Origin of the sequence: Aeromonas popoffii (assembly GCF_000820025.1) — a bacterium.
Lineage (GTDB): Bacteria > Pseudomonadota > Gammaproteobacteria > Enterobacterales > Aeromonadaceae > Aeromonas > Aeromonas popoffii.
On sequence record NZ_CDBI01000006.1, the window covers coordinates 27,149 to 50,901 of the forward strand.

Below are 23,753 nucleotides of genomic sequence, written 5' to 3' on the forward strand. Positions count from 1 at the left end.
TACGCTAGTTTCACTTCCCGCAATTCATTCCTATCCGAGAGGACATAGCCTTATGTCAACAGCTAAGAAACCTTTGGTTCTCGTCATCATGGACGGTTGGGGCTACAGCACCAAGCAAGAGCACAACGCCGTCGCTGCCGCCAAGACTCCCAACCTCGACCGTCTCGCCCGTGACTACACCAGCACCCTGATCTCCGGCTCCGGCCTGGACGTGGGTCTGCCGGATGGCCAGATGGGTAACTCCGAAGTGGGCCACGTCAACATAGGTGCCGGTCGTATCGTCTATCAAGAGCTGACCCGCATCTCCAAAGAGATCAAAGACGGCGACTTCTTCCAGAACGTCGAACTGGCCAAGGCTGTTGATGCTGCCGTGACCAAGGGCAAGGCCGTTCACATCATGGGTCTGATGTCCCCGGGTGGCGTACACAGCCACGAAGAGCACATCATGGGCATGATCGAGATGGCCGCCAAACGTGGCGCCGAGCAGATCTACTTCCACGCCTTCCTGGATGGCCGCGACGTACCGCCGCGCTCTGCCCAGTCTTCCATCGAACAGTTCGATGCCCTGTTTGCCCGTCTGGGCAAGGGTCGTTTCGCCTCTATGATCGGCCGCTACTTCGCCATGGACCGTGACAACCGCTGGGATCGCGTGCAACAAGCCTATGACCTGATGACTCAAGGCAGGGGCGAGTTCACCGCCGACAGCGCCAGCGAAGCCCTGGCCGCCGCCTATGCCCGCGACGAGAACGACGAGTTCGTCAAGGCCACCCGCATCGGTGCCGCCGCCCCCATGCAGGATGGCGATGCGCTGATCTTCATGAACTTCCGTGCCGACCGCGCCCGTGAGATCACCCGCGCCTTCGTCGACAGCGACTTCACCGGCTTCGCCCGTGCCGCCACCCCGGCGCTGAACTTCGTGATGCTGACCGAATACGCGGCCGACATCAAAACCGCCTGTGCCTATCCGCCGACCGCCCTGGTGAACACCCTGGGTGAGTGGCTGGCCAAGCAAGGCAAGACCCAGCTGCGCATCTCCGAAACCGAGAAGTACGCTCACGTGACCTTCTTCTTCAACGGTGGCGAAGAGTCCTGCTTCACCGGTGAAGATCGCGAGATCGTTGCCAGCCCGAAAGTGGCCACCTATGACCTGCAGCCGGAAATGAGCTCCGAAGAGCTGACCGACAAGCTGGTGGCCGCCATCAAGAGCGGCAAGTACGACACCATCATCTGCAACTACCCGAACGGCGACATGGTCGGCCACACAGGTGTGTTCGATGCGGCCGTGAAGGCCTGTGAAGCGGTTGATCACTGCATTGGTCGGGTCACCGAGGCCCTGGCCGAAGTAGGTGGCGAATGCCTGATCACCGCCGACCACGGCAACGCCGAGAAGATGCTGGACGAAGAGACAGGTCAGGCGCACACCGCCCACACCAATCTGCCGGTTCCCCTCATCTATTTCGGTCGCAAGTCCGAGGTGGTTGAAGGTGGCAAATTGTCCGATCTGGCTCCGACTATGCTGACCCTTATGGGTCTGCCTGTCCCGCCGGAAATGACTGGCAAGCCCCTGATGATTCTGAAATAATCCTTCCCCATGCGGGGATGCGAAGTTATTTCAAACAAAACCAGTCGCGTCGGCCAGTTGGCCGGCGCGCTGTTTTTTTGCCTGTGGTTTATCGCGGGCAACGCCTGGGCTGCCAATCAGCAGCTCGGCACCATGCAGTCCCAGATCAAAGAGCAACAGAAGAGCATCAAGCTCAGCAAGCAGGAGCTGGCCAAACTCAACACCCAGCTCAAGGCCGATGAGCAGGCCATCTCGGCGGCCGCCGCCAAACTCAACCAGACCAAGCAGCAGTTGAAACAGAACCAGCAGAAGCTGGCGACCCTGCAAAAAGACAAGCAGGCACTGGAACTACAAGCAAAATATCAGAAGCAGTTGCTGGCCAAGCAGGCGGAAAGCGCCTTCCAGGCGGGCAACCATGATTACCTCAAACTGCTACTCAATCAGCAGGATCCGGCCAAACTGAGCCGCTCTCTCGATTACTACGACTATCTCAACAAGGCCCGTATCGAGGCCATCGACGCCCTGCGCGTGACCCACACCAAGCTGGCCAAAAACCAGCAGGCCACCAAAGAGACCGAGAGCAAGCTGCAAGCCCTGCTAAGCGAACAGCAGGAGCACCATCAGGCCCTGCTTGCCAGTCAACAGAGCCGCGCCAAAGTACGCAACCAGCTGCAGCAATCGGTACAAAACGACGAACAAAAGCTGACCAAGCTGGTCAAGGCAGAGAAAGCCCTGAAGGCCCGGTTGGAAGAGCTGCGTCGCCAGCGGGAAGAGCAGGAGCGCCGTGAACGGGCCGAGCGGGAGCGGCTGGCCAAGCTGAAGGCCGAGCAGGAGCGCCAGCGCCGTCTGGAGGCACAGCGCCTGGCCGCCGAGCAGAAGCGGATTGCCGAACAACAGCGGATCGCGGCGCAGCAGCAGAAAGTCGGCGAGCAGCAACGGCTCGCAGCCCAACAGCAGAAAGTCACCGAACAACAGAACAGGGTCGCGGAGCAGCAAGCCGCCGCGCGGAGCAGCAAGCCAAGCAGTGGCGGCTACGGCGGTCTCAGCACCAACGGCAGCCTGCGCTGGCCGGTGCAGGGGCCGATCCTCATCTCCTACGGCTCACCCCGCACCGCAGAGCTCAAGTGGAAAGGCACCCTGATCGGGGCCAGCGAAGGGACCCAGGTCAAGGCGGTCGCACCGGGCCAGGTGGTTTACGCCGACTGGCTGGATGGCTTCGGCATGCTGCTGGTGATCGACCACGGCCGTGGCTACATGAGCCTCTACGGTCACAATCAGTCGCTGCTGCGTCAGGTGGGTCAGAGCGTGGAACAGGGCGAACCCGTGGCACTGGTCGGCGACAGTGGCGGCCAGGACAGATCCGGCCTCTATTTCGAGATCCGCTATCAGGGTGAAGCCATCAACCCGACCAAGTGGCTAGCCAAACGCTGACCCCGTACACTCGATGACCACAAGCCTGCATGACGCAGGCTTTTTTGATCGTCGCCGACGGCCCTGTCAGCGGCATCGAATGACGGAAATTTACCCCGTTTTCGCCTGCTGGGATCAGGGGAAGACGATGAGGCCGAGTTGTTCGAGCAACCCCTGCTGCTGCTCTTCATTGATCTGCACCCCGTCCAGATTGACCCGACGCAGATCCAGCCCGGGCAGGTCGCACTGGCGCAAATCGCAGCCCTGCAGGTTGAAACTGGTCCACTCTATCTGGCCAAACGCTGAGCCGCTCAGGTCGGAGCCGGCCAGCGAAGCACCCAGCAGGCTGGCTCCCTGCCAGCGATTGCCGGTCAGCTCGCAGCGCTCCAGCACACAGCCATCGAAGTTGGCGTAGCTGAAGTTATTGCCCGTAAGATGCGCTTCGCAGAAGTAGCTCTTGATGGTGATCTGGTTGGCGAAGCAGGCTCGGGCAAAGTTGATGCCCATGGCCTGGCAGTCACGCATCTCCAGCCCCAGACACTGGCTGCGGCCAAGATCCGCCAGGGTCAAATCACAGCGAAGGAAACTGGCCTCCCGCAGATCGCAGCCCTGCAGCTGGCAGCCCAGCTCGCGCTCCCGCTCGTAGAAGCTGCAGTCGACGAAGCGGCTCTCGCTCAAATCCAACCAGGAGAAGTTGCAGTCGATAAAGCGGCACTCCGTGAAACACTCTCCCGCCACATCCTGCTGCTCGAAACGCATCCCCTCGAAGCACTTGCCCTTGATCATGCGAATAGTCTCCTGCCGATGGCGTCATATGCTGACTTTGTTAAACAAAAACGGTAATGTTACCTGTAACATTTTTGCCGGATCCCGAGATGAACGATACCCGAAAGCGCCGCCCTACCCTGCAGGACATAGCCAACCTGACCGGGGTCACCAAGATGACCGTCAGCCGCTACCTGCGCGATCCACAGGCCGTGGCCGAGGGCACCCGTGAGCGGATCGCCGCCGCGGTGGAGGAACAGGGCTACATCCCCAACCGGGCACCGGACATTCTTTCCAACGCCACCAGCAGGGCGATCGGCATCCTGATCCCCTCGCTCTCCAACCAGGTCTTTTCCGCCGTGGTGCACGGCATTGAGTCAGTGACCCGGCCTGCCGGCTACCAGACCCTGCTCGCTCACTACGGCTACAGCCCGGAACGGGAAGAGGAGCAGGTCGCATCCCTGCTCTCCTACCACGTGGATGGCCTTATCCTCTCCGACAGCCAGCACACCGAGCGCACCCGCAAGATGATCGCCACCGCCGGCATTCCGGTAGTGGAAACCATGGATCTGCCGCAAGCCCCCATCGACATGGTGGTCGGCATGGATCATCGGGCCGCCGCCCGGGCCATGGTAACAGAGATGCTGCGCCGGGGCCGACGCAAGGTGGTCTATCTCGGCGCGCGGCTCGACGTGCGCACCCAGCTGCGGATGGAGGGTTACTATCAGGCGATGACCGACGTCGGCCTCACCGGCCAGCATCTGCTAACCGAGCAATCTTCCAGCTTCACCCTGGGTGGCCAGCTGCTGGATCAGGCGCTGGTGCGCTATCCCGACCTCGACGGTCTCTTCTGTACCAATGACGACCTGGCGGTGGGCGCCCTGCTGCAATGTCAGGCCAAGTGGATCCCTGTGCCCCAGCAGATCGCCATTGCCGGGTGCAATGCCCTCGACATTGGCCACGCCATGACCCCCAAGCTGGCCAGTATCGCCACCCCGCGGGAAGCGATCGGCCGCGAAGCGGCGACCATGCTGCTGGCTCGCCTCAGCGGCCAGCCCCTGCCCGACACCCGCAAGGATATAGGTTTCTCCCTCTATGAGGGGGAAAGCCTGAGTTAACCTCTTCCCGAGCGGCGGCAAGCGGCATCATCCGACCCGGACACACTGCTGGCCGCCCGCAGGCGCCTTTTTCCCATTTATCCCGATAACAGAACAGGCCACCCGAGGGTGGCCTGTCTGGTTTTTCTGCACAACTGATGCTTAGCGTTTAACCATTTCAACCGCTTCGCGGGAGAGGCGGGTCACCTCTTCCCAGTTGCCGCTCTTGACCGCCTCGGCCGGCAGCATCCAGGAGCCGCCAACAGTGGCCACGCACTTGAGCGCCAGATAGTCGGCCACGTTTTTCGGGCCGATACCGCCGGTGGGGCAGAACTTCACCTGGGGCAGCGGAGCGGCAATGGCGGAGAGCGCCTTGGTGCCGCCGTTCGCTTCAGCCGGGAAGAACTTCAGGTGGTCGTAGCCCGCTTCCAGCGCCTGCATCACCTCGGAAGGCGTGGCAACACCCGGGATCAGCGGCGCGCTACTCTTGGCCGCGTGGGCCAGCAGCGCCGGAGTCATGCCCGGGGAGATGACGAAGCGGGCACCGGCAGCGACGGCTGCGTCAAACTGCGCGCAGTTGAGCACGGTACCGGCACCGACCATGGCGTCCGGCATCGCCTTGGCGATGAGGGCGATGGCATCAAGCGCCACCGGGGTGCGCAGGGTGATTTCGAACACCGAGATGCCGCCACCCTGCAGCGCCTTGGCCATCGGCAGGGCCTGCTCCAAGTCGCTTATGACCATCACGGGCACCAGCGGAGAGGCGGCAAACACCTCGGCAGGGGTCACTTTCCAGTTCTGCATAACTCTTCCTTAATCAAAGATGGTGGCGCCGCACTCGGCGCTCGATACCGCGCGACGCATCACGCTGAACAGTTCACGGCCCCACCCCTCTTGTTCCAGAGTGAGGTCAATCTCGGCCTGGGTGCGGCCACTCAAATCGGTCAGGCAGTCGAGGCGGCCAGTCACCGCATCCACCCGTAACAGATCGCCATCTTTTAGCAGGCCGATGGCCCCGCCGTGCAGCGCTTCCGGGGTGACGTGGATGGCGGCCGGGATCTTGCCGGAGGCGCCGGAGAGACGGCCATCGGTGACCAGCGCTACCTTGTGACCCGCCTTCTGCAGGTTGCCGAGCACCGGCATCAGCTTGTGCAGCTCCGGCATGCCGTTGGCTGCCGGGCCATTGTGACGCACCACGATAACGGCGTCCTGATTGAGATCACCCGCCTTGTAGGCAGCTTCCACCGCATGCTGGGAGGAGAAAACCCGGGCCGGGGCTTCAATCACCCGATACTCGGGGGCGACGGCAGAGACCTTGACCACGGCGCGACCCAGATTGCCCGCCAGCAGCTTGGTGCCGCCGGTGGCCTGGAATACGCTGCCAGAGGGTGAGAGCACGCTCGCATCGCTGCTTTCGCCCACCGGCTGCCACACCAGCTTGCCATCGACCAACACCGGACGGCTGAGGTAATCCTGCATCTCGCCAAAGACCGGAGTGGCATCCATGTGGATCAGCCCCTCTTGCGCCAGACGGCGCATCAGGCCGGGCACACCGCCCGCCTGTTCGAAGGCGTTCACATCGGCCGGGCCGTTCGGGTACATGCGCACCAGCAGCGGCACCACATCCGAGAGATCGCTGATGTCGTCCCAGGTCAGGTGCAGCCCGGCGGCCCGTGCCAACGCTACCATGTGGATGCTGTGGTTGGTGCTGCCGCCAGAGGCGAGCAGGGCCACCAGACCATTGACCAGGGCGCGCTCGTCCAGCACCTCGCTCAAGGGGCGGTAGGCGGGAGAGCCCGGGATCATGGCGCTGATGCGGCGGGCAGCCTCTTCGGTGAGAGCGTGGCGCAACTCGCTGTGAGGATGGACGAAGGCGGAGCCCGGCAGCATCAGGCCCATGGCCTCGAACACCAGCTGGTTGGTGTTGGCGGTGCCATAGAAGGTACAGGTGCCCGGTGCATGGTAGGCACCGCACTCCATCTCCAGCAGGGCGTCGCGGCCCAGTTGACCGGCGGCGTACTGCTGACGCACCTTCACCTTGTCATCATTGCTGATGCCGCTGGCCATGGGGCCCGCCGGTACGAAGGCGGTGGGCAGGTGCGCGTGGGAGAGCGCCCCCATGATCTGGCCCGGGGCTATCTTGTCGCAGATGCCGAGCAGCAGGGTGGCGTCGAAGGTGTTGTGAGAGAGCGACAGCGCGGTCGCCTGGGCGATGAGATCGCGGGAAAACAAAGACATGTCCATCCCCGGCTGACCCTGAGTCACACCATCACACATGGCCGGTACGCCACCCGCCACCTGGGCGCTGTGGCCCAGTTCGGCCAGTGCCGCCTTGATGATGTCCGGGTAACCCTGATAGGGCTGATGGGCGCTCAGCATGTCGTTGTAGGCAGTGACGATGCCGACGTTGGCGCGAGTCATGTCGAGGATGCGACCCTTCTCGTCACTGCTGCAGGCGGCCACGGCGTGCGCCAGGTTGCCACAGGCCAGCGCGGCACGGGTCTTGCCCTGCTCGGCCTGACGCTGGATACGGGCCAGAAAAACCTGGCGACGGGCGGCACTGCGCTCGCGAATGCGGGCGGTGACGTCGGAAATTACCTGATGGATCATTGGGCTTGCTCCAATGCTGTGACGGCCCGATCAACCACCTGTTCGAAGGTGCCGTCTATGTCGATGTGGAATACACCGGCCTCGCCATCCGGGCGCTCCAGGGTATCGAACTGACTTTGTACCATGCTTTCCCGCATGAAATGGCCCTTCCGTGCCCGCATCCGTTCGAGGATCAGCGGCTGATCACCATCCAGAAACAGGAAATGCACTGAGTCATTGCCCTCGCGGATCTGGTCACGGTACTGCTTCTTGAGGGCCGAGCAGACGATGACGCCCACCTCGTTCTTCTGCTCCAGGCTGTAAGCCGCGTCGCGGATCCGCTCCAGCCAGGGGGCTCGATCCTCGTCGTTGAGGGGCTTGCCGCCAGCCATCTTCTGGATGTTGGCCTTGGGATGCAGATCATCACCATCGATGAACTTGGCCCCCAGTGCCTGGGCCACCTTGAGGCCAACGCTGGACTTGCCGCTACCACACACACCCATCACAATAATGCTCTTGCCCGCCATTGTTTGACCTCTATCCCATTTTTCAAAAATCGTGCTGCTGATGGGTTCTAACTTATCACGTTACCGGTAACATGTTACCGGTAACAACAAGAAATGTGAAGTCTGCCACAGACTGAGCGAACTCACAGTCACCTGGGCAAGCGAGCTTGAGCCCTGACCATAAATCTAAATAAATCATAAAGATATGGTCTGCCAACGGATCGGCAGGGTGTCGATACTGAATCTGGAACAAGGAACGCACAACAATGTCTGACCTATCCCTGATCATGACGGCCGCCGGCTCCATAGTGCTGCTGCTCTTTCTGGTGATGAAGGCCCGCCTGCACGCGGTCGTCTCCCTCATTCTGGTCTCCATGGTGGCTGGCCTCGCCGCCGGCATGAACCCGGCCGAGATCGCCAACACCATCCAGAAAGGGATGGGCGGTACCCTGGGTTTCGTGGCCGTGGTGGTGGCGCTGGGCGCCATGTTCGGCAAGGTGATGGAAGTCACCGGCGCCCTCGACCGGGTGGCCCATACCCTGCTCGGTACCTTTGGCGTCAAGCGCGCCAACTGGGCCATGTCACTGACCGGCTTCATCTGCGCCCTTCCGCTCTTCTTCGACGTGGCCGTGGTGCTGCTGATCGGGGTGGCCTTTGCCATCGTCCGCCGTGGCGGCGGCAGCGTGGTGAAGATAGGCATAGCGCTGCTGGCAGGCATCGCAACCTGCCAGGCGTTCCTTATTCCGGCGCCGGGCCCCATTCTGGTGGCTTCTCAGCTGGGGGCCGATTTTGGCTACATGATACTGTTCGGTCTGATCGCCGCCGTACCAGCCCTGATCCTGGCGGGACCGCTGTTCGGGGAACTGATCAGCAAGGTGGTGGATGTGCCGCTGCCCGCCGATGCCCAGAACAGTGCCCACGACGACTGCAAGACCCTGCCCTCGTTCGGGCTGGCCATGGGCCTGATCGGGCTGCCGCTGCTGCTGATAGGCCTCAAGACCATCGTCGGCCGCTTCGTCGAGGCGGGATCCACCCTGCACAACTGGCTGGAGTTCATAGGTCATCCCTTCACTGCCATCATGGTCGCCTGTCTGGCCGCCTTCTACCTGCTGGGGGTGCGTCGCGGCATGTCCCGTGACGAGGTGATGAGCGTCTGCAACAGCGCCATCCAACCAGCCGGCGTCATCATACTGGTGACCGGCGCCGGTGGCGTGTTCAAGCAGGTTCTGGTTGATTCCGGGGTGGGTGCCGCCCTCGGCAACATGCTGGCAGATTCCGGCCTGCCCATCGTCGCGCTGGCCTTTATCCTGGCGGCCGCGGTGCGGGTCATTCAGGGTTCCGCTACGGTCGCCATGCTGACCGCCTGCGGTCTGGTGCTGCCGATGCTGGAGCCGCTCGGGCTTAACGGTGCCCAGCTGGCTGCCGTGACCATCGCCATCGGTGGCGGGGCCATCGTCCTCTCCCACGTCAACGACTCCGGCTTCTGGCTGGCCAACCGCTATCTTGGCCTCTCCGAGAAGCAGACCCTGCAGACCTGGACAGTGATGGAGACCATCATAGGCACCACGGGCGGCGTCATGGCGATGATCATCTACAGCTTCCTTTGAACATAACCGCAGTCAAAAAGGCCTCCGATGTGAGGCCTTTTTCATCTTTATGACGATTCTTTCTTTGGCTAACAGGTCGAGGTTGCTAGAATCGCCTATCCATCGCTCCGAGTGGAACGCTTAACGCAGTGATTTCAGGTTTCTCTATGCATTCATCGGCACATTATCGACAACTGTTGGCTCGTCTGCCCCAGATCGCCGTCGCCGCAGATCAGTTTCAGGTGCTCAATAGCGCCAGGGACTTCAAGAGCCGGATCCTTTCGCTCATCGCCAGCGCGACACGCCGCATCTATCTGGTGGCCCTCTACCTGCAAGATGACGAAGCGGGACGGGAGATACTGTCCGCCCTCTACGCCGCCAAGCAGCGCAATCCGGCTCTGGACATCAAGCTCTTCGTCGACTTCCACCGTGCCCAGCGCGGTCTGATCGGCAAGGGCGAGCAAGGGGGCAACCACCTGATGTATCAGGACATGGCTGCCCGTCACGAGCACCAGATCGCCATCTACGGCGTGCCGGTGAAGGGGCGCGAGCTGCTCGGTGTGTTGCACCTCAAGGGCTTTATCTTCGATGACACCCTGCTCTACTCGGGTGCCAGCCTCAACGACATCTACCTGCATCAGCAGGATCGCTACCGTTTCGACCGTTATCACCAGATCACCAGCCCGGAGCTGACCTGCTGCATGGTCAACTATGTGGACGATCTCTTCCTCAAGAGCGAAGCAGTGCAGCGACTCGATCGCACCGACATTCACACTGCCAAGCAGCTGAAGGGGCCGATCCGCCGCTTCAAACACAGCCTGCGAGTGGGCCAGTACCGCTTCGAGAGCATGCCGGTCAACAGCCAGGAGATCGCCATCACCCCGATGACAGGGCTTGGCAAGCGGGGCAATCAGCTCAACAAGATGATTCGAACCCTGGTGCGTGCCACCGAGCGGGAGATCTTCATCTGCACCCCCTATTTCAACCCGCCCAAGGAGTTGAACAAGGACATCGAAGCCCTGCTCAAACGCGGTTGCAAGGTGAGCATAGTGGTGGGCGACAAGACGGCCAACGACTTCTTCATCCCACCGGAGGAGAGGTTCACCACCATAGGCGGCCTGCCCTATCTGTACGAGACCAATCTGCGCAAGTTTGCCGAGCGCAACCAGCATCACATCGATGCAGGCCGTCTCAACCTGATGTTGTGGTGCTGCGAGCGCAACTCCTACCACCTCAAGGGGATCTTCGTGGATGACGAGTGGGCGCTGCTCACCGGCAGCAACCTCAACCCCCGTGCCTGGGCGCTGGATCTGGAGAACGGCCTGCTGGTGTACGATCGTCGCCATCACCTCCGCGCCCAGTTCAATGGGGAGCGGGAGAACATACTCTCCAACACCAAGCGGATCAGCCACTTCGATCAGATTGAGCAGATCAAGGACTACCCGGAACAGGTGCGCAAGCTGCTGGCCCGGATCCACAGGGTCAAGGCTCATATCCTGCTCAAACGCATCATCTGACGCCGGGGCGCATCCCGCCCGCAAGCCGCGACAAAAAAGGCCTCCCGTTTTTCGGCAGGCCTTTGTCACATATGGCCACTGCCTTTTTGCAGCCGCCCAACCGCCCTGCTCACTGCAACGCGGCTTGCATCGAGCCATCAACACCCCCTATCATCTGGACATATTTACAGTGTTTTCGGGCATCTAATTGATGAAATTGGATAAAATCTCCCTCGACAGCCTCAAGGGCGTCGGCAGCAAGATGCAGGAGAAACTCGAGCGACTGGGGCTGGCGACGGTACAGGATCTGCTGTTCCACCTCCCCCTGCGCTACGAGGACCGTACCCAGGTGTGGCCCATTGGCGATCTGCCACCCGGGCTGCACGGCGCCGTCGAGGGCGAAATCCAGGATACCCAGCTGGTGATGGGGCGTCGCCGCATGCTGGTCTGCCGCATCAGCGACGGCACCGGCACCCTCACCCTGCGCTTCTTCAACTTCACCGCCGCCCAGAAAAACAGCCTGGGCCAGGGCCGCTTGATCCGCTGCTTCGGCGAGGTGCGCCCCGGCAAATACGGGCTGGAGATGGCCCACCCTGAGTACAAGCTGCTCGGCGAGGAGCAGGCGGGCCAGACTGAAGAGGCGCTCACCCCCGTCTACCCGACTACCGAAGGGCTGCGCCAGCTCACCCTGCGCAACCTCACCGATCAGGCGCTGGCTCAACTCGACCTCTATGGCGTGGAAGAGCTGCTGCCCGCCGGGCTCTATCCCCAGCAGATCGAACTGGCCGCCGCCCTGCGTCTGCTCCATCGCCCGCCCCCCTCGGTGGCGCTGGCGCTGCTCGAAAGCGGCCAGCATCCGGCGCAGCAGCGACTGGTGCTGGAAGAGCTGCTGGCCCACAACCTCTCGGTACTGAAAGTCCGCGCCCAGGCGCAAACCCAGCTGGCTCGAGTCCTCAAACCGGCGCCAGCGCTGGTCGAACAACTGCTCGGCGCCCTGCCATTCACGCCCACCGGTGCCCAGAACCGGGTGGTGGCGGAAATCGGCCAGGACCTGCAACGCAGCTACCCCATGATGCGGCTGGTACAGGGCGACGTGGGTTCAGGCAAGACGCTGGTCGCAGCATTGGCGGCGCTGCAAGCCATCGGCAACGGCTGCCAGGTGGGGCTGATGGCACCGACCGAGCTGCTGGCCGAGCAACACGCCATCAACTTCGGCAACTGGCTGGCACCGCTCGGCATCGGGGTCGGCTGGCTGGCAGGCAAGCAGAAGGGCAAGGCGCGAGAAGCTCAGCTCGCCGCCATTGCCGATGGCAGCGTCAAGATGGTGGTGGGCACCCACGCCATCTTCCAGGAGCAGGTGGTGTTCCAGCGCCTGGCCCTGGTCATCATCGATGAACAGCACAGATTCGGGGTGCACCAGCGCCTCGCCCTGCGCGAGAAAGGGGAGCGGGAGGGCGTCCATCCCCATCAGCTCATCATGACTGCCACCCCCATTCCCCGCACCCTGGCAATGACCGCCTATGCCGATCTCGACACCTCCATCATCGACGAGCTGCCACCTGGCCGCACCCCCATCACCACGGTCGCCCTGCCGGACAGCCGTCGCCAGGATGTGATAGATCGGGTCAAGCTGGCCTGTGAAGAGGGCAAGCAGGCATACTGGGTCTGTACCCTGATCGAAGAGTCCGAGGTGCTGGAGTGCCAGGCCGCCGAGGATACTGCCGCCGAGCTGCAAAACCAGCTGCCCGGCCTGCATATCGGGCTGGTACACGGCCGGATGCGCCCTATCGAGAAGCAGCGGGTAATGGAGGAGTTCAAGGCGGGCATACTGCAGTTACTGGTCGCCACCACCGTCATCGAGGTGGGGGTGGACGTGCCCAACGCCAGCCTGATGATCATCGAAAACCCTGAGCGGCTCGGGCTGGCCCAGCTGCACCAGCTGCGTGGCCGGGTCGGGCGCGGCTCTGTGGCCTCCCACTGCGTGCTGCTTTATCATGCACCCTTGTCGAAGACGGCCCAGAGCCGGCTCGGGGTATTGCGGGAGACCAATGACGGCTTCCTGATCGCCCAGCGCGATCTCGAGCTGCGCGGCCCGGGGGAACTGCTCGGCACCCGCCAGACCGGGTTGGCCGATCTCAAGATCGCCGACCTGGTGCGCGACCAGTCGCTCATCCCGCAAGTGCAGAAGATGGCGCGCTTCCTGATGGACAGACACGGCTCTCACGTGGACCCCTTGATCCGCCGCTGGCTCGGTTTACGGGATCACTATTCCAATGCCTGACCAAGGCAAATGCAGAGGATGGGCACATTGCCTGATGGACAGACACGGATCCCACGTAGACCCCTTGATCCGCCACTGGCTCGGTTTACGGGATCACTATTCCAATGCCTGACCAAGGCAAATGCAGAAGATGGGCACATTGCCTGATGGACAGACACAGATCCCACGTAGACCCCTTGATCCGCCGCTGGCTGGGTCTGCGAGATCACCACTCCAACGCCTGACAACCATCCTAAAACAGGAGGAAAGGACCCATGAATTCCTGGTTACGCGGCCTGCTCTACCCCTTCGCCTTCCTGCTGCTGTTTGTCTGGGTCGCCCTCGGCCTGTTCGATGCAGAGCGGGCCAAGGACCCCATTGCCAGCTGGATCAGCCAGCAGACAGGTGTGCCCGTCACCATAGGACGGCTGGTGTTCAACCCGCTCCACCCTTATACCCTGCTGGCCGAGCAGGTGAGCTATGGCGACGCCGTCACCCTCGACAAGCTCTATCTGGAGATAGAGAGCATCGACTGGCTGAGCCGGGATGTGCGCATCGCCCATCTCGACCTGATCCGCCCCGTCATCAGGCTGCCTCTGCCCAACCAGCTGCCGAACCTGCCGCTGCACTCCCTCACCATCCGCGACAGCACTATCGATCGGCTCAGCCTGCAAAGTGACGAACTGACCCTGAGCGGCCTCAACGCCACCCTCAACGACTGGCAGTTACTCAATCCGGTGCGGCCACCCCAGGCCAACCTGAGCCTCAACATCAATGAGCTGACAACCCCCACCTTTGCCCTCTCCCGCCTCAATCTCAAGGGCAGGCTGGAAGGCCAGGTGCTGAGCACCGGCAAGCTGACCGCCAACCTGTTCGAGGGCCTGCTGGAAACCGGCATGACCCTGGACTGGCCCGCCCGCAGCCTGCGGCTGAGCAATCTGAAGGCGCAGGGCATGCGGATCGAGTGGGGAAAAGTGGGACACAAGGAGCTGCCGCTGCGCCACATCAGCCTGGACGTGGGACAGGTGCGTGATGTGAGCATCAGCGCCATCGAACAGGAGATCTCCCTCAACAACTTCAACGGCCAGCTCGCCGCCTTCAGCTGGCAGGCCGGCAGCACGCCGACCGGCTACTTCTCTGGCGCCCTCGGCGATCTCGGCCGCGGCCTGTTCCAGCTGGAAGATCTCAAGGGACGGGTCTCCTTCTCGCCCCAGCAGATCGACGCCGAGGTGCAGGGCAAGGCCTACGAAGGCGAATTCAATCTGGCGCTGGCACTGGATACCCAACAGCAGAAGCTGACCCTCAAAGACATGGCCCTGAGCGGCATGGACATCAGCCTGCCACAGGGGTGGTGGCAGGATTGGCAAAGTTGGCAGCCACCGCAGATCGACATCCGCAAGCTGGCATTCGACAAGCTCAAGGTGCTCTCGTTCGACGATGCCCTGCCGCTATCGCTGACCGGCTGGCAGTTCTATCTGACCGACCTCGGCCTGCGGGGCCAGCAGCCCGTGTCCCTGCTCGGCCGGGCCAGGATTGAGAGCCAGTGGTTCGAACTGGTGTGGGATGGCCTCAGTGCCCGCAACGGCACGCTGGATGGCGAACTGACCCCCAGCGCCTGGCGACTCAACAAGCTGACCAGCTCGCTGCCCGACGAAGGATCCCTCAGCCTGAGTGGCCAGTGGGGCAAGGAGCCGGGCCAGACCAGCCGGTTGCAGCTCAAGGGGGAGAAGCTGGATCTGGTGCAGTGGAGCAAACTGCTGCACTCCCCCATCTCCTTCGCCGGCAAGGCCGATCTGAGCGCCGACCTGCAAGCCCGGCACGGCAACACACCAGGTGAGTGGCGCAGCACCCTGCAGGGGAGCTTTGCCCTCGATGCCAGCGACCCCTTCTGGGACAAGGTGCAGATAGATCCCCTGCTGGAGGAGTGGTTCAAGGGCACCACCCCGCCCACCCTCACCCCGGCTCAGCTGTGGCAGGCCATGCAGGGGGGCGACACGCCCTTCTACCACATCAAACTGCAGGGCAAGGTGGCGCAGGGCAAGTTGCAAATAGAGCAGGCCGGCGCCTCCACCATCACTCACCTGCTCGCCCTGCAGGGAGGCATAGATCTGGTCAATGAACAGTGGCAGCTGGATTTCGGCGCCCTGAATGGCCAGCGCTGCGCCGAGCTGCTGAGCCACTGGCGCGGCCCGCTCGATGCTCCTGAGCTGAGCTGGGAGTTCCCGGCCAAGCAGGCATCCTGTGGCTGGGAGGTAGGGGTACGCTATCCGGCCCAGGGACGCAACAGCCCGCTCTGGCGACCAGCACAGCCCGCCAACGCGCCCACGTCGGCCAGCGAGCCGTAAAATGAACAAGGCCTCATCATGAGGCCTTGTTGCAATCTTGCGAGAGAAAAAGCGTCAGGTCTGCTGACCGGGTCGTTTGATGGGCTGCACCACGTAGTGGCCGAGGAACTCGGCTGCCAGCTTGTCACCACTGAACAGCTTGATCTTGAGGCTGAATTTGGCCGACTCTCCCGCCTTGAGCGGCGCCAGCACAGCGGGCATTCCTTCACGGGCCACCCGTGCTTCCGGCTCCTCGTTGACCGGGCGGTAATACTTGATGTTGCCCTCCGCCAGCACAGTATCCCCCACCAGCCCCGCCTCCTTGAGCTGCAACCAGATGAGGCCCCAGCCCGCCAGCACGCACTGGCTGTAGCTGCTGCCGGCAAACATGGTGTCGTGCACATTGAGGTTGGCCGCCAGATTGGCCTTGAGATGGAACGTCTGGCCATCGTAGTGGGTGATGTGTACCCCCATCTTCTCGCTGATGGGAATGCCCCGCGCCCAGCGGGTCGTGAGATCCTGACACCACTCGGGGCGGTACTGGATGGTCTGCAAGGGGCTGAGGGACTTGATCATCTGACGGTGCGGAATGCGGCCGAAAGAGACGGGCCCTTCCCCCACCTCGAGGAAGCCGCACTTGCAATAAAACTCCACCGCCTCCTGGCGGGCGTTCATCACCAGCCGCTTCACCTTCTCGCTACGGGCCAGCTGTTCGAGATCTGCCACCATGCGAGCCCCCAGCCCCTGACCGCGAAACTCGGGGCGCAGCGCCATAAAGCGGATCTGGGCCTCGTCGCCACCGACAAACAGCCGGCCGACGGCGATCGGTGTGCCGTCAGGCGCCAGCATCAGGCGGTGGATGGCGACAGTATCGTATTCATCCCGTTCGGAACCAACGGGCAGATTGAAGGGTTTACGCAGCAGTTCCCAGCGCAGCTGGTAGTAAGCGTCTAGCTCGGCTGCCGTTTGAGGAGTAACTACCCGGTACATAAAACGATCCTTGAGTTAGCGCCGATGGACAGATTGAAGGGCTTGCGCACCAATGCCTCCCAGCGCAGCTGGTAGTATGCGTCCAGCTCGGCTGCCGTTTGAGGAGTGACTACCCGGTACATAAAGCGATCCTTGAGTTAGCGCCGACGGACAGATTGAAGGGCTTGCGCACCAATGCCTCCCAGCGCAGCTGGTAGTAAGCGTCCAGCTCGGCTGCCGTTTGAGGAGTGACTACCCGGTACATAAAGCGATCCTTGAGTTAGCGCCGACGGACAGATTGAAGGGCTTGCGCACCAATGCCTCCCAGCCCAGCTGGTAGTAAGTGTCCCGCTCGGCTGCCGTCTGGGGAGTGACCACCCGGTACATAGTTCTATCCTTGAGTTACACTGGTCGAAAACCATCTTGCCGTGCAAATTCATGGACTTCAATCTGCAAGCGTACCAAGCCGACCACTTATTGCACCTGAGCGCCAAGCCGGAACGGCGCCTCTCCATTCTGGAAAATGCCCATCACCGCTGGCTGGAGATCGACGGCGTGGTGCAATCGGCCATGTCACTCGCCGCACCTGCCGCCCTCTGCCTGCCCCATCAGCAGTGCATCGCAGACCTGCTGCCCGCCACCGCAAGCCGGGTGCTGGAGCTGGGATTGGGTGGTGGCGATCTGACCCGCCATCTGGGTGCTCGCTGGCCGGAGGCACGGCACGACTGCGTGGATCTGGATGAAGAGGTGCTGACCCTGTTTCAGGCATTCTTCCGCCACCCGACGGAACCCGCTGACCGAGCGTTGCACCTGCACCACGCCGATGCCCTCGCCTTTCTGCTGGCCCACGACGACACCTATGACTTCGCGCTGCTCGACCTGTTCAGCCAGGATGGCAACCCCCTGCTGCTGTTCCAGCCTCACCTCTATCAGACCCTGGCCGCCCGTCTGCGCGGTCCCCTCATCATCAACCTGCTGCCACGCACCCACAAGGAACTGGAGCAGGCACTCATGTTGGTCGAGGAGTGGATTGGCCCCACCCAGGCACACCCCGTGCCCGGCTACATCAACGTGATCCTGCACACAGTTCCGCGCCACGTCGCCTAGACACGAGGCTCCCGGTGATGGCGGCTGACGCCCCCTCTCAGACCTGTAACCAGAAGGTCACAGGGCCATCGTTGAGCAGTGCCACCTTCATGTCGGCGGCAAAACGACCGGTCTCGGTCGGCATGCCGCTGGCTTTTGCCTGCGCCACGAAGTAGTCATATAGCCGCTCGGCCTCGGCTGGATGGGCGCCGCCGGAGAAGCCGGGTCTCATGCCTTTTTTGGTATCCGCCGCCAGGGTGAACTGGGAGACGACCAGCAGGCTGCCGCCAGCCTGGCTCACATTGAGGTTCATCTTGCCATTCTCGTCACTGAAAACCCGGTAGCCGCTCACCTTGTGCAGCAGCTTGTCGGCACTGGCCTCATCATCCCCCTGCTCCACCCCGAGCAGCACCAGCAGACCATTGGCTATGGCGCCGGTGATGACCCCCTCCACTGTCACGCTGGCCTCGGAAACCCGCTGGATCAATGCAATCACATCCCTCTCCTCTCAAAACAGAACGACCGCCCCCGTCTTGCTAACGGGGGCGGTCGTCGATGCTATCAATAAAGCAGCGGGCAAGGCGATGGCTCAAGCCAGCTCTTCTGAAGCCGGCCGCTCATATTCACCGAGGCAGGCGGTAGTTTCCGCGCCAAGCAAGACCACCAGCCAGCTGAGGCAATACACATAGGCCCAGACAAACAGCATGGTCGCCGATGCCAACAACAAGGCTCAAGCTAACTCTTCTGAAGCCGGCCGCTCATATTCACCGAGACAGGCGGTAGTTTCCGCACCAAGCAAGACCACCAGCCAGCTGAGATAGACCCAGACAAACAGGATCGGAATGGTCGCGAGAGCGCCATAGATAGCCTGATAGGAGGGGAAGTTCGTGATGTAGATGGCAAATCCGCGCTTGGCCAACTCGAACAGGATCGCGGCCACCAAGGCACCGATGAAGGCGTGTATCAGCCGCACCTTGCAGTTGGGCACCACCGTATACACCAGCAGGAAGGTGAGCACAGAGAAGAGGAACGGTAACCACCCCAGCAGCAGGTAGCCGATACCAAACAGGCTCTCCGCCCCAAACAGCCGCAGCGAGAAGATGTAAGAGGAGATGGCGATGCTGGCACCTATGAGCACTGGGCCCAGCGTCAGTATCATCCAGTACATGGCAAACGCCTGTGCCAGCGGTCGGCCCTGGGTCGAACGCCAGATGTAGTTGAGATTCTTGTCGATGGCCAAGATCAGCATCAGCGCCACCACGATCAGGGCACCTATGCCGACGGCAGTGGTATTGGTGGCATTCGCCACGAAGCCATCTATGTACTCCTTGAGCATTTCACCCGCAGTGGGCACGAAGTTGTGATAGACGAACTGCTCTATCGCCTGCTTCAGGGTCTGGAACACGGGAAAAGCGGACATCATGCCGAACACCACGGCAATCATGGGCACCAGGGAGAGCAGAGTGACATAGGCCAGATAGCCAGCAGTCACGGTCAGCCTGTCCTGCTGGAAACGGCCCCAGACAAACTGGGCGAAGTGACCACCATCGTGGCGTAAAAAGGAGAGGGCATGACCGAGACGGCCACTGAATTTCTGCTGCATCGTGATTCCCAATGTCTTCATCATGCTGGCATTGTGTCAGATTGCATGGTCATTTGGCCACCCATGGGCCGGATAGATGCGATCTGTTCGGACATACTGACCAGCGATGCTCCGCCGGGCGACCATAAAAAAAGAGGCCATAAGGCCTCTCTCTGTCTGTCGATGAACAGATATCAAGCACGACCGGCGCGCTTGCGATCCATCTCGGTCAGCAGTTTCTTACGCACGCGAATGGCCTTGGGCGTGATCTCTACCAGCTCATCGTTGTCGATGAACTCGAGAGCCTGTTCCAGGGTCATGCGGATCGGCGGAGTCAGCACCTGGGCCTCATCGGTACCGGAGGCACGCATGTTGGTCAGCTGCTTGCCCTTCAGGCAGTTCACTGTCAGGTCGTTGGAACGGGAGTGAATACCGATCACCTGGCCTTCGTACACTTCGGTCGCGTGACCGATGAACAGACGACCACGGTCTTGCAGACCGAACAGGGCGAAGGTCAGCGCCTTGCCGGTAGCATTGGAGATCAGCACGCCGTTCTGACGCTCACCGATGCTGCCACCCTTGTGCGGACCGTAATGGTCGAAGGTGTGGTACAGCAGACCGGTACCGGACGTCATGGTCAGGAACTCGGTCTGGAAGCCGATCAGGCCACGACTCGGGATCATGAAGTCAAGACGGACACGGCCCTTGCCATCCGGGGTCATGTTGGTCATCTCGCCCTTACGCAGGCCGAGTTGCTCCATCACGGAACCCTGGTGAATCTCTTCCACGTCGACAGTCACGGTTTCGAACGGTTCGTGCAGAACGCCATCCACGGTGCGCAGGATAACTTCCGGACGGGATACTGCCAGCTCGTAACCTTCGCGACGCATGTTTTCGATCAGGATGGAGAGGTGCAGTTCACCACGACCGGATACGCGGAACTTGTCCGGATCTTCGGTCTCTTCCACACGCAGGGCCACGTTGTGGACCAGCTCCTGGTTCAGACGCTCCATGATGTTGCGGGAGGTCACGAACTTGCCTTCTTTACCAGCGAACGGTGAGGTATTGACCTGGAAGGTCATGTTCACGGTCGGCTCGTCAACGGAGAGCGGCGGCAGGGCTTCAACAGCACCGTTATCACAGATGGTGTCGGAGATTTTCAGCTCGCCCAGACCTGTGATGGCGATGATGTCGCCCGCTTGCGCGTCAACAACTTCGGTACGGGACAGACCCAGGTAGCCAAGCACCTGACCGACCTTGCCAGTACGGGTTTTGCCATCGGCACCGACGACGGTAACTTGCTGGTTGGTCTTGACGCGACCACGGCTGATACGACCGATACCGATAACGCCGACGTAGGAGTTGTAGTCCAGCTGGGAGATTTGCATCTGGAAAGCACCGACAGGATCACCCTTCGGCTGCTCGACGTTGTCGACGATGGCCTGGAACAGGGGTTCCATGTTGTCGGACTCAACGCCTTGGTCCATGGTGGCCCAACCGTTCAGTGCTGAAGCGTAAACAACTTTGAAGTCCAGTTGCTCATCGGTCGCACCCAGGTTGTCAAACAGGTCGAATACCTGATCCATTACCCAGTCAGGACGAGCACCCGGACGGTCAATCTTGTTGATGACCACGATCGGCTTCAGACCCTGGGCGAAGGCTTTCTGGGTCACGAAACGAGTCTGCGGCATCGGGCCGTCAACGGCATCAACCAGCAGCAGCACCGAGTCGACCATGGACATGACACGCTCTACTTCACCACCGAAGTCAGCGTGACCCGGGGTATCAACGATGTTGATACGGTAGTCTTTCCAGCGGATCGCGGTGTTCTTGGCGAGAATGGTAATACCACGTTCCTTTTCCAGGTCGTTGGAATCCATCAGACGCTCTTGACCATCAGTGGTACGGTCCAGGGTTCCAGACTGCTGCAGCAGCTTATCAACCAGGGTAGTTTTGCCGTGGTCTACGTGCGCAATAATCGCAATATTGCGTAAATTCTCTAACATTCTCGCCTCAATCACCGGGTAAAATTGGGCGCTAATTGTACTCTCGCCTTTGTGATCTGCCTAGCAGAATTACAGTGCAATCTCGTATAACAGGGGTTCGGGATCATAGACCTTCCGCTCAAAGCCTGCTTAGATGGGGGCTGACCGTATACTGCGCACCATTTTAGTGCACCAAAACGATCCACTGTTGCACTATTTTGAGGCGTAACGCGCTGAGATGGCGGGTCTTGGGGCAGGGTTATAGTCGCAAATGCCCTGAAATCAAGCTGTCACAAACTTGGCACGATACTGGCTTATGTGAATGCGATGACGCATTCACCCTAAGAGTTTTAACACCGGAGGTTACTTAGCATGTCAGCCCAGAACGTTTTGGCCCTGATCCAGGAACACGAAGTCAAGTTTGTTGACCTGCGCTTTACCGACACCAAAGGTAAAGAGCAGCACGTATCCATCCCTTCCCACCAGGTCAACGAAGACTTCTTCGAAGACGGCAAGATGTTCGATGGCTCCTCCATCGGCGGCTGGAAGGGCATCAACGAGTCTGACATGGTGCTGATGCCGGATGCGGCCTCCGCCAAGCTGGATCCGTTCACCGAAGAGACCACCCTGAACATCGTCTGCGATGTGCTGGAACCGGCCACCATGCAAGGTTATGACCGCGATCCGCGCTCCATCTCCAAGCGTGCCGAAGATTTCCTGAAAGCCAGCGGCATCGCTGACACCGTGCTGTTCGGGCCGGAGCCGGAATTCTTCATGTTCGACAACATCACTTTCTCGAACACCATGGGCCACAGCTTCGTGAAAATCGAATCTGAAGAAGCCGCCTGGAACTCGGGTACCGAGTACGATCACGGCAACAAGGGCCACCGTCCGTTCGTGAAAGGCGGTTACTTCCCGGTTGCACCGGTTGACTCCTCCCAGGACATCCGCGCCGCCATGTGTCTGGTGCTGGAAGAGATGGGCCAGGTCGTTGAAGCTCACCACCACGAAGTGGCGACCGCCGGTCAGAACGAGATCGCGACCCGTTTCAACACCCTCACGCTGAAAGCAGATGAAGTACAGGTTCTGAAGTACGTGATCCACAACGTGGCCCACGCCTACAACAAGACCGTCACCTTCATGCCGAAGCCCATGTTCGGTGACAACGGCTCCGGCATGCACTGCCACCAGTCCCTGGCCAAGAACGGCGTCAACCTGTTCGCCGGCGACCTGTACGGCGGTCTGTCCGAGATGGCACTGCACTACATCGGCGGTATCATCAAGCACGCCAAGGCCATCAACGCCTTCGCCAACCCGACCACCAACTCCTACAAGCGTCTGGTTCCGGGTTATGAAGCCCCTGTCATGCTGGCTTACTCAGCCCGCAACCGCTCTGCCTCCATCCGTATTCCGGTAGTGCCGAGCCCGAAAGCTCGTCGTATCGAAGTGCGTTTCCCGGATCCGGCAGCCAACCCGTACCTGGCGTTCGCAGCACAGCTGATGGCAGGTCTGGACGGCATCATCAACAAGATCCATCCGGGCGATGCCATGGACAAGAACTTGTATGACCTGCCGCCGGAAGAGGCCGCTGAAGTGCCGACCGTGGCCGGCTCTCTGGACGAAGCGCTGGCCGCACTGGACAGCGATCGCGAGTTCCTGACCCGCGGCGGCGTGTTCAGCGATGACTTCATCAACTCTTACCTGGAACTGAAACAACAGGATGTTGACCGCGTGCGCATGACACCGCACCCGCTGGAGTTCGAACTGTACTACTCCGTCTAAATCGGAACAGATTGCCCGTTTAAATCCGGTCAGCTTGCTTAATCGTGACAAAACCCGCCATCTGGCGGGTTTTTTCTCTGATAGGATTAAGCAAATTACCGTCAAGGAGAGATGGATGAACAACAAGCACGGCATAGGGATACTCACCCTCATGCTGCTAACCTCGTTCGGCGTTGATGCGACCAGAGTCTACTCCTGGGTCGATGGCAATGGCGTCACCCACTTCACGGATGCCCCTCCCCCCGGCCAGAAGGCCAAAGAAGTGGATCTGCGGGTTGCCCCTCTCATTGGCAACTCGCCGCGCTCGGTGCAGGTGGAGAACTTCAACAGCCTGACCGGCGTCGATACCAAGAAGGAGAAGGAAGCTGTCAAGCTGGTGATCGAACTGCTCTCACCAGAACAGGGCAGCACGCTGCGCGACAACACGGGCAATGTGGTGTTCCAGGGGCAGATCAGTCCGAAAGCACCGGCCCAGTATGACGTACGCTTGCTCCTGAATGGCAAGGCGGCGCCCGTAGTCAAAAATGGCTTGGCCGTGCGGGTCGAGAACCTGGATCGCGGTGCCCACCAGGCCCAACTCGAGTTGTTGGCCAAAGACGGTACGATCCTTGCTGAATCCAAGGTAGTCACCTTCTACCTGCACCGAGCCAGCCTCAATCCGGCACCAAAAGTGACCCCCCGCCCCAACAGGGGGTGATCCTGTGCATCGATACGGGTAGACTAAATGCACCATACTGGTGCATTACTGGTGTATA

At 61.0% G+C, this 23,753-nt stretch carries 18 protein-coding genes and 1 pseudogene; 10 read left to right on the forward strand and 9 right to left on the reverse strand.

Features of this window, described 5'->3' with window-relative positions; genetic code table 11:
* Positions 1 to 52 precede the first annotated feature (52 nt).
* Entirely contained in the window at positions 53 to 1,582 is a 1,530-nt protein-coding gene (gene gpmM, locus BN1129_RS00880; RefSeq protein ID WP_042033886.1) for a 2,3-bisphosphoglycerate-independent phosphoglycerate mutase, read from the forward strand.
* Between the two features lie 9 nt (positions 1,583 to 1,591).
* Positions 1,592 to 2,992, forward strand: a complete 1,401-nt coding sequence (locus tag BN1129_RS00885) for a peptidoglycan DD-metalloendopeptidase family protein (protein WP_042033887.1) — start codon at positions 1,592 to 1,594, stop codon at positions 2,990 to 2,992.
* 114 nt (positions 2,993 to 3,106) lie between these two features.
* Here BN1129_RS00885 and BN1129_RS00890 read toward each other — a convergent pair whose 3' ends face one another.
* The gene (locus BN1129_RS00890) at positions 3,107 to 3,757 is read right to left on the reverse strand and encodes a Qnr family pentapeptide repeat protein (RefSeq protein ID WP_042033888.1); all 651 of its coding nucleotides are present in this window, start codon (positions 3,755 to 3,757) and stop codon (positions 3,107 to 3,109) included.
* A gap of 89 nt (positions 3,758 to 3,846) precedes the next feature.
* Here BN1129_RS00890 and BN1129_RS00895 point away from each other — a divergent pair, with 89 nt between their 5' ends.
* Entirely contained in the window at positions 3,847 to 4,854 is a 1,008-nt protein-coding gene (locus tag BN1129_RS00895; protein WP_042033889.1) for a substrate-binding domain-containing protein, read from the forward strand.
* Positions 4,855 to 4,995: 141 nt separating this feature from the next.
* On the opposite strand, the gene BN1129_RS00900 is transcribed toward BN1129_RS00895, so the two are convergent.
* Genes BN1129_RS00900 through BN1129_RS00910 form a run of 3 tightly spaced genes read right to left on the reverse strand, consistent with a single transcriptional unit; the run spans position 4,996 to position 7,949 of the window.
* A complete protein-coding gene (locus BN1129_RS00900; RefSeq protein WP_042033891.1) occupies positions 4,996 to 5,637 on the reverse strand; it encodes a bifunctional 4-hydroxy-2-oxoglutarate aldolase/2-dehydro-3-deoxy-phosphogluconate aldolase in 642 nt (213 codons plus the stop codon).
* Between the two features lie 9 nt (positions 5,638 to 5,646).
* The gene (gene edd, locus BN1129_RS00905) at positions 5,647 to 7,443 is read right to left on the reverse strand and encodes a phosphogluconate dehydratase (RefSeq protein ID WP_042033893.1); all 1,797 of its coding nucleotides are present in this window, start codon (positions 7,441 to 7,443) and stop codon (positions 5,647 to 5,649) included.
* Positions 7,440 to 7,949: a gluconokinase gene (locus BN1129_RS00910; RefSeq protein ID WP_042033894.1), complete on the reverse strand. Its 510-nt coding sequence runs from the start codon at positions 7,947 to 7,949 to the stop codon at positions 7,440 to 7,442. The genes edd and BN1129_RS00910 overlap by 4 nt, the downstream gene beginning before the upstream one ends.
* A 245-nt stretch (positions 7,950 to 8,194) precedes the next feature.
* Between BN1129_RS00910 and gntU the strand changes: the two genes are divergently transcribed.
* From gntU to BN1129_RS00930, 4 genes are all read left to right on the forward strand, one after another.
* Positions 8,195 to 9,535 (forward strand): gluconate transporter, encoded by a 1,341-nt coding sequence (gntU, locus tag BN1129_RS00915; protein ID WP_042033897.1) that lies wholly within the window; start codon positions 8,195 to 8,197, stop codon positions 9,533 to 9,535.
* A 146-nt stretch (positions 9,536 to 9,681) separates the two neighbouring features.
* On the forward strand, positions 9,682 to 11,031 hold the full coding sequence (gene pssA / locus BN1129_RS00920) for a CDP-diacylglycerol--serine O-phosphatidyltransferase (RefSeq protein WP_042033899.1): 1,350 nt from the start codon (positions 9,682 to 9,684) through the stop codon (positions 11,029 to 11,031).
* Between the two features lie 190 nt (positions 11,032 to 11,221).
* Positions 11,222 to 13,291, forward strand: coding sequence for an ATP-dependent DNA helicase RecG (gene recG / locus BN1129_RS00925; RefSeq protein WP_042033900.1), 2,070 nt, complete (start codon positions 11,222 to 11,224; stop codon positions 13,289 to 13,291).
* A 254-nt stretch (positions 13,292 to 13,545) separates the two neighbouring features.
* Positions 13,546 to 15,615, forward strand: a complete 2,070-nt coding sequence (locus BN1129_RS00930) for an AsmA family protein (RefSeq protein ID WP_042033901.1) — start codon at positions 13,546 to 13,548, stop codon at positions 15,613 to 15,615.
* Positions 15,616 to 15,669: 54 nt separating this feature from the next.
* Here BN1129_RS00930 and BN1129_RS00935 read toward each other — a convergent pair whose 3' ends face one another.
* The gene (locus BN1129_RS00935; protein WP_042033902.1) at positions 15,670 to 16,584 is read right to left on the reverse strand and encodes a bifunctional GNAT family N-acetyltransferase/hotdog fold thioesterase; all 915 of its coding nucleotides are present in this window, start codon (positions 16,582 to 16,584) and stop codon (positions 15,670 to 15,672) included.
* A gap of 139 nt (positions 16,585 to 16,723) precedes the next feature.
* Positions 16,724 to 16,828: pseudogene (locus BN1129_RS22980) on the reverse strand (GNAT family N-acetyltransferase); the annotation flags it as partial.
* A 173-nt stretch (positions 16,829 to 17,001) separates the two neighbouring features.
* Between BN1129_RS22980 and BN1129_RS00955 the strand changes: the two are divergent.
* Positions 17,002 to 17,670, forward strand: a complete 669-nt coding sequence (locus tag BN1129_RS00955) for a spermidine synthase (protein WP_042033989.1) — start codon at positions 17,002 to 17,004, stop codon at positions 17,668 to 17,670.
* Between the two features lie 37 nt (positions 17,671 to 17,707).
* Here BN1129_RS00955 and dtd read toward each other — a convergent pair whose 3' ends face one another.
* The 3 genes from dtd to typA form a co-directional block, all read right to left on the reverse strand.
* Complete coding sequence (dtd, locus tag BN1129_RS00960) at positions 17,708 to 18,145, reverse strand: D-aminoacyl-tRNA deacylase (protein WP_042033906.1); 438 nt, start codon at positions 18,143 to 18,145, stop codon at positions 17,708 to 17,710.
* 234 nt (positions 18,146 to 18,379) lie between these two features.
* Entirely contained in the window at positions 18,380 to 19,252 is an 873-nt protein-coding gene (locus tag BN1129_RS00970) for a virulence factor BrkB family protein (protein WP_042033908.1), read from the reverse strand.
* Positions 19,253 to 19,425: 173 nt separating this feature from the next.
* A complete protein-coding gene (gene typA / locus BN1129_RS00975; protein ID WP_042033909.1) occupies positions 19,426 to 21,237 on the reverse strand; it encodes a translational GTPase TypA in 1,812 nt (603 codons plus the stop codon).
* Positions 21,238 to 21,588: 351 nt separating this feature from the next.
* Here typA and glnA point away from each other — a divergent pair, with 351 nt between their 5' ends.
* Together glnA and BN1129_RS00985 are read left to right on the forward strand one after the other, a co-directional pair.
* On the forward strand, positions 21,589 to 22,998 hold the full coding sequence (gene glnA, locus BN1129_RS00980; RefSeq protein ID WP_042033910.1) for a glutamate--ammonia ligase: 1,410 nt from the start codon (positions 21,589 to 21,591) through the stop codon (positions 22,996 to 22,998).
* 115 nt (positions 22,999 to 23,113) lie between these two features.
* Entirely contained in the window at positions 23,114 to 23,695 is a 582-nt protein-coding gene (locus BN1129_RS00985) for a DUF4124 domain-containing protein (RefSeq protein ID WP_042033911.1), read from the forward strand.
* Positions 23,696 to 23,753: the final 58 nt, after the last annotated feature.

What these genes read in the sequence shown, in the direction of transcription:
- BN1129_RS00890 (WP_042033888.1), bottom strand. Translation starts at nt 3,757, where the DNA reads ATGATCAAGGGCAAGTGCTTCGAGGGGATGCGTTTCGAGCAGCAGGAT.
- BN1129_RS00985 (WP_042033911.1), top strand. Translation starts at nt 23,114, where the DNA reads ATGAACAACAAGCACGGCATAGGGATACTCACCCTCATGCTGCTAACC.
- BN1129_RS00910 (WP_042033894.1), bottom strand. Translation starts at nt 7,949, where the DNA reads ATGGCGGGCAAGAGCATTATTGTGATGGGTGTGTGTGGTAGCGGCAAG.
- edd (WP_042033893.1), bottom strand. Translation starts at nt 7,443, where the DNA reads ATGATCCATCAGGTAATTTCCGACGTCACCGCCCGCATTCGCGAGCGC.
- typA (WP_042033909.1), bottom strand. Translation starts at nt 21,237, where the DNA reads ATGTTAGAGAATTTACGCAATATTGCGATTATTGCGCACGTAGACCAC.
- BN1129_RS00935 (WP_042033902.1), bottom strand. Translation starts at nt 16,584, where the DNA reads ATGTACCGGGTAGTTACTCCTCAAACGGCAGCCGAGCTAGACGCTTAC.
- BN1129_RS00885 (WP_042033887.1), top strand. Translation starts at nt 1,592, where the DNA reads ATGCGGGGATGCGAAGTTATTTCAAACAAAACCAGTCGCGTCGGCCAG.
- BN1129_RS00955 (WP_042033989.1), top strand. Translation starts at nt 17,002, where the DNA reads ATGGACTTCAATCTGCAAGCGTACCAAGCCGACCACTTATTGCACCTG.
- pssA (WP_042033899.1), top strand. Translation starts at nt 9,682, where the DNA reads ATGCATTCATCGGCACATTATCGACAACTGTTGGCTCGTCTGCCCCAG.
- BN1129_RS00895 (WP_042033889.1), top strand. Translation starts at nt 3,847, where the DNA reads ATGAACGATACCCGAAAGCGCCGCCCTACCCTGCAGGACATAGCCAAC.
- gntU (WP_042033897.1), top strand. Translation starts at nt 8,195, where the DNA reads ATGTCTGACCTATCCCTGATCATGACGGCCGCCGGCTCCATAGTGCTG.
- BN1129_RS00930 (WP_042033901.1), top strand. Translation starts at nt 13,546, where the DNA reads ATGAATTCCTGGTTACGCGGCCTGCTCTACCCCTTCGCCTTCCTGCTG.
- gpmM (WP_042033886.1), top strand. Translation starts at nt 53, where the DNA reads ATGTCAACAGCTAAGAAACCTTTGGTTCTCGTCATCATGGACGGTTGG.
- recG (WP_042033900.1), top strand. Translation starts at nt 11,222, where the DNA reads ATGAAATTGGATAAAATCTCCCTCGACAGCCTCAAGGGCGTCGGCAGC.
- BN1129_RS00900 (WP_042033891.1), bottom strand. Translation starts at nt 5,637, where the DNA reads ATGCAGAACTGGAAAGTGACCCCTGCCGAGGTGTTTGCCGCCTCTCCG.
- glnA (WP_042033910.1), top strand. Translation starts at nt 21,589, where the DNA reads ATGTCAGCCCAGAACGTTTTGGCCCTGATCCAGGAACACGAAGTCAAG.
- BN1129_RS00970 (WP_042033908.1), bottom strand. Translation starts at nt 19,252, where the DNA reads ATGCAGCAGAAATTCAGTGGCCGTCTCGGTCATGCCCTCTCCTTTTTA.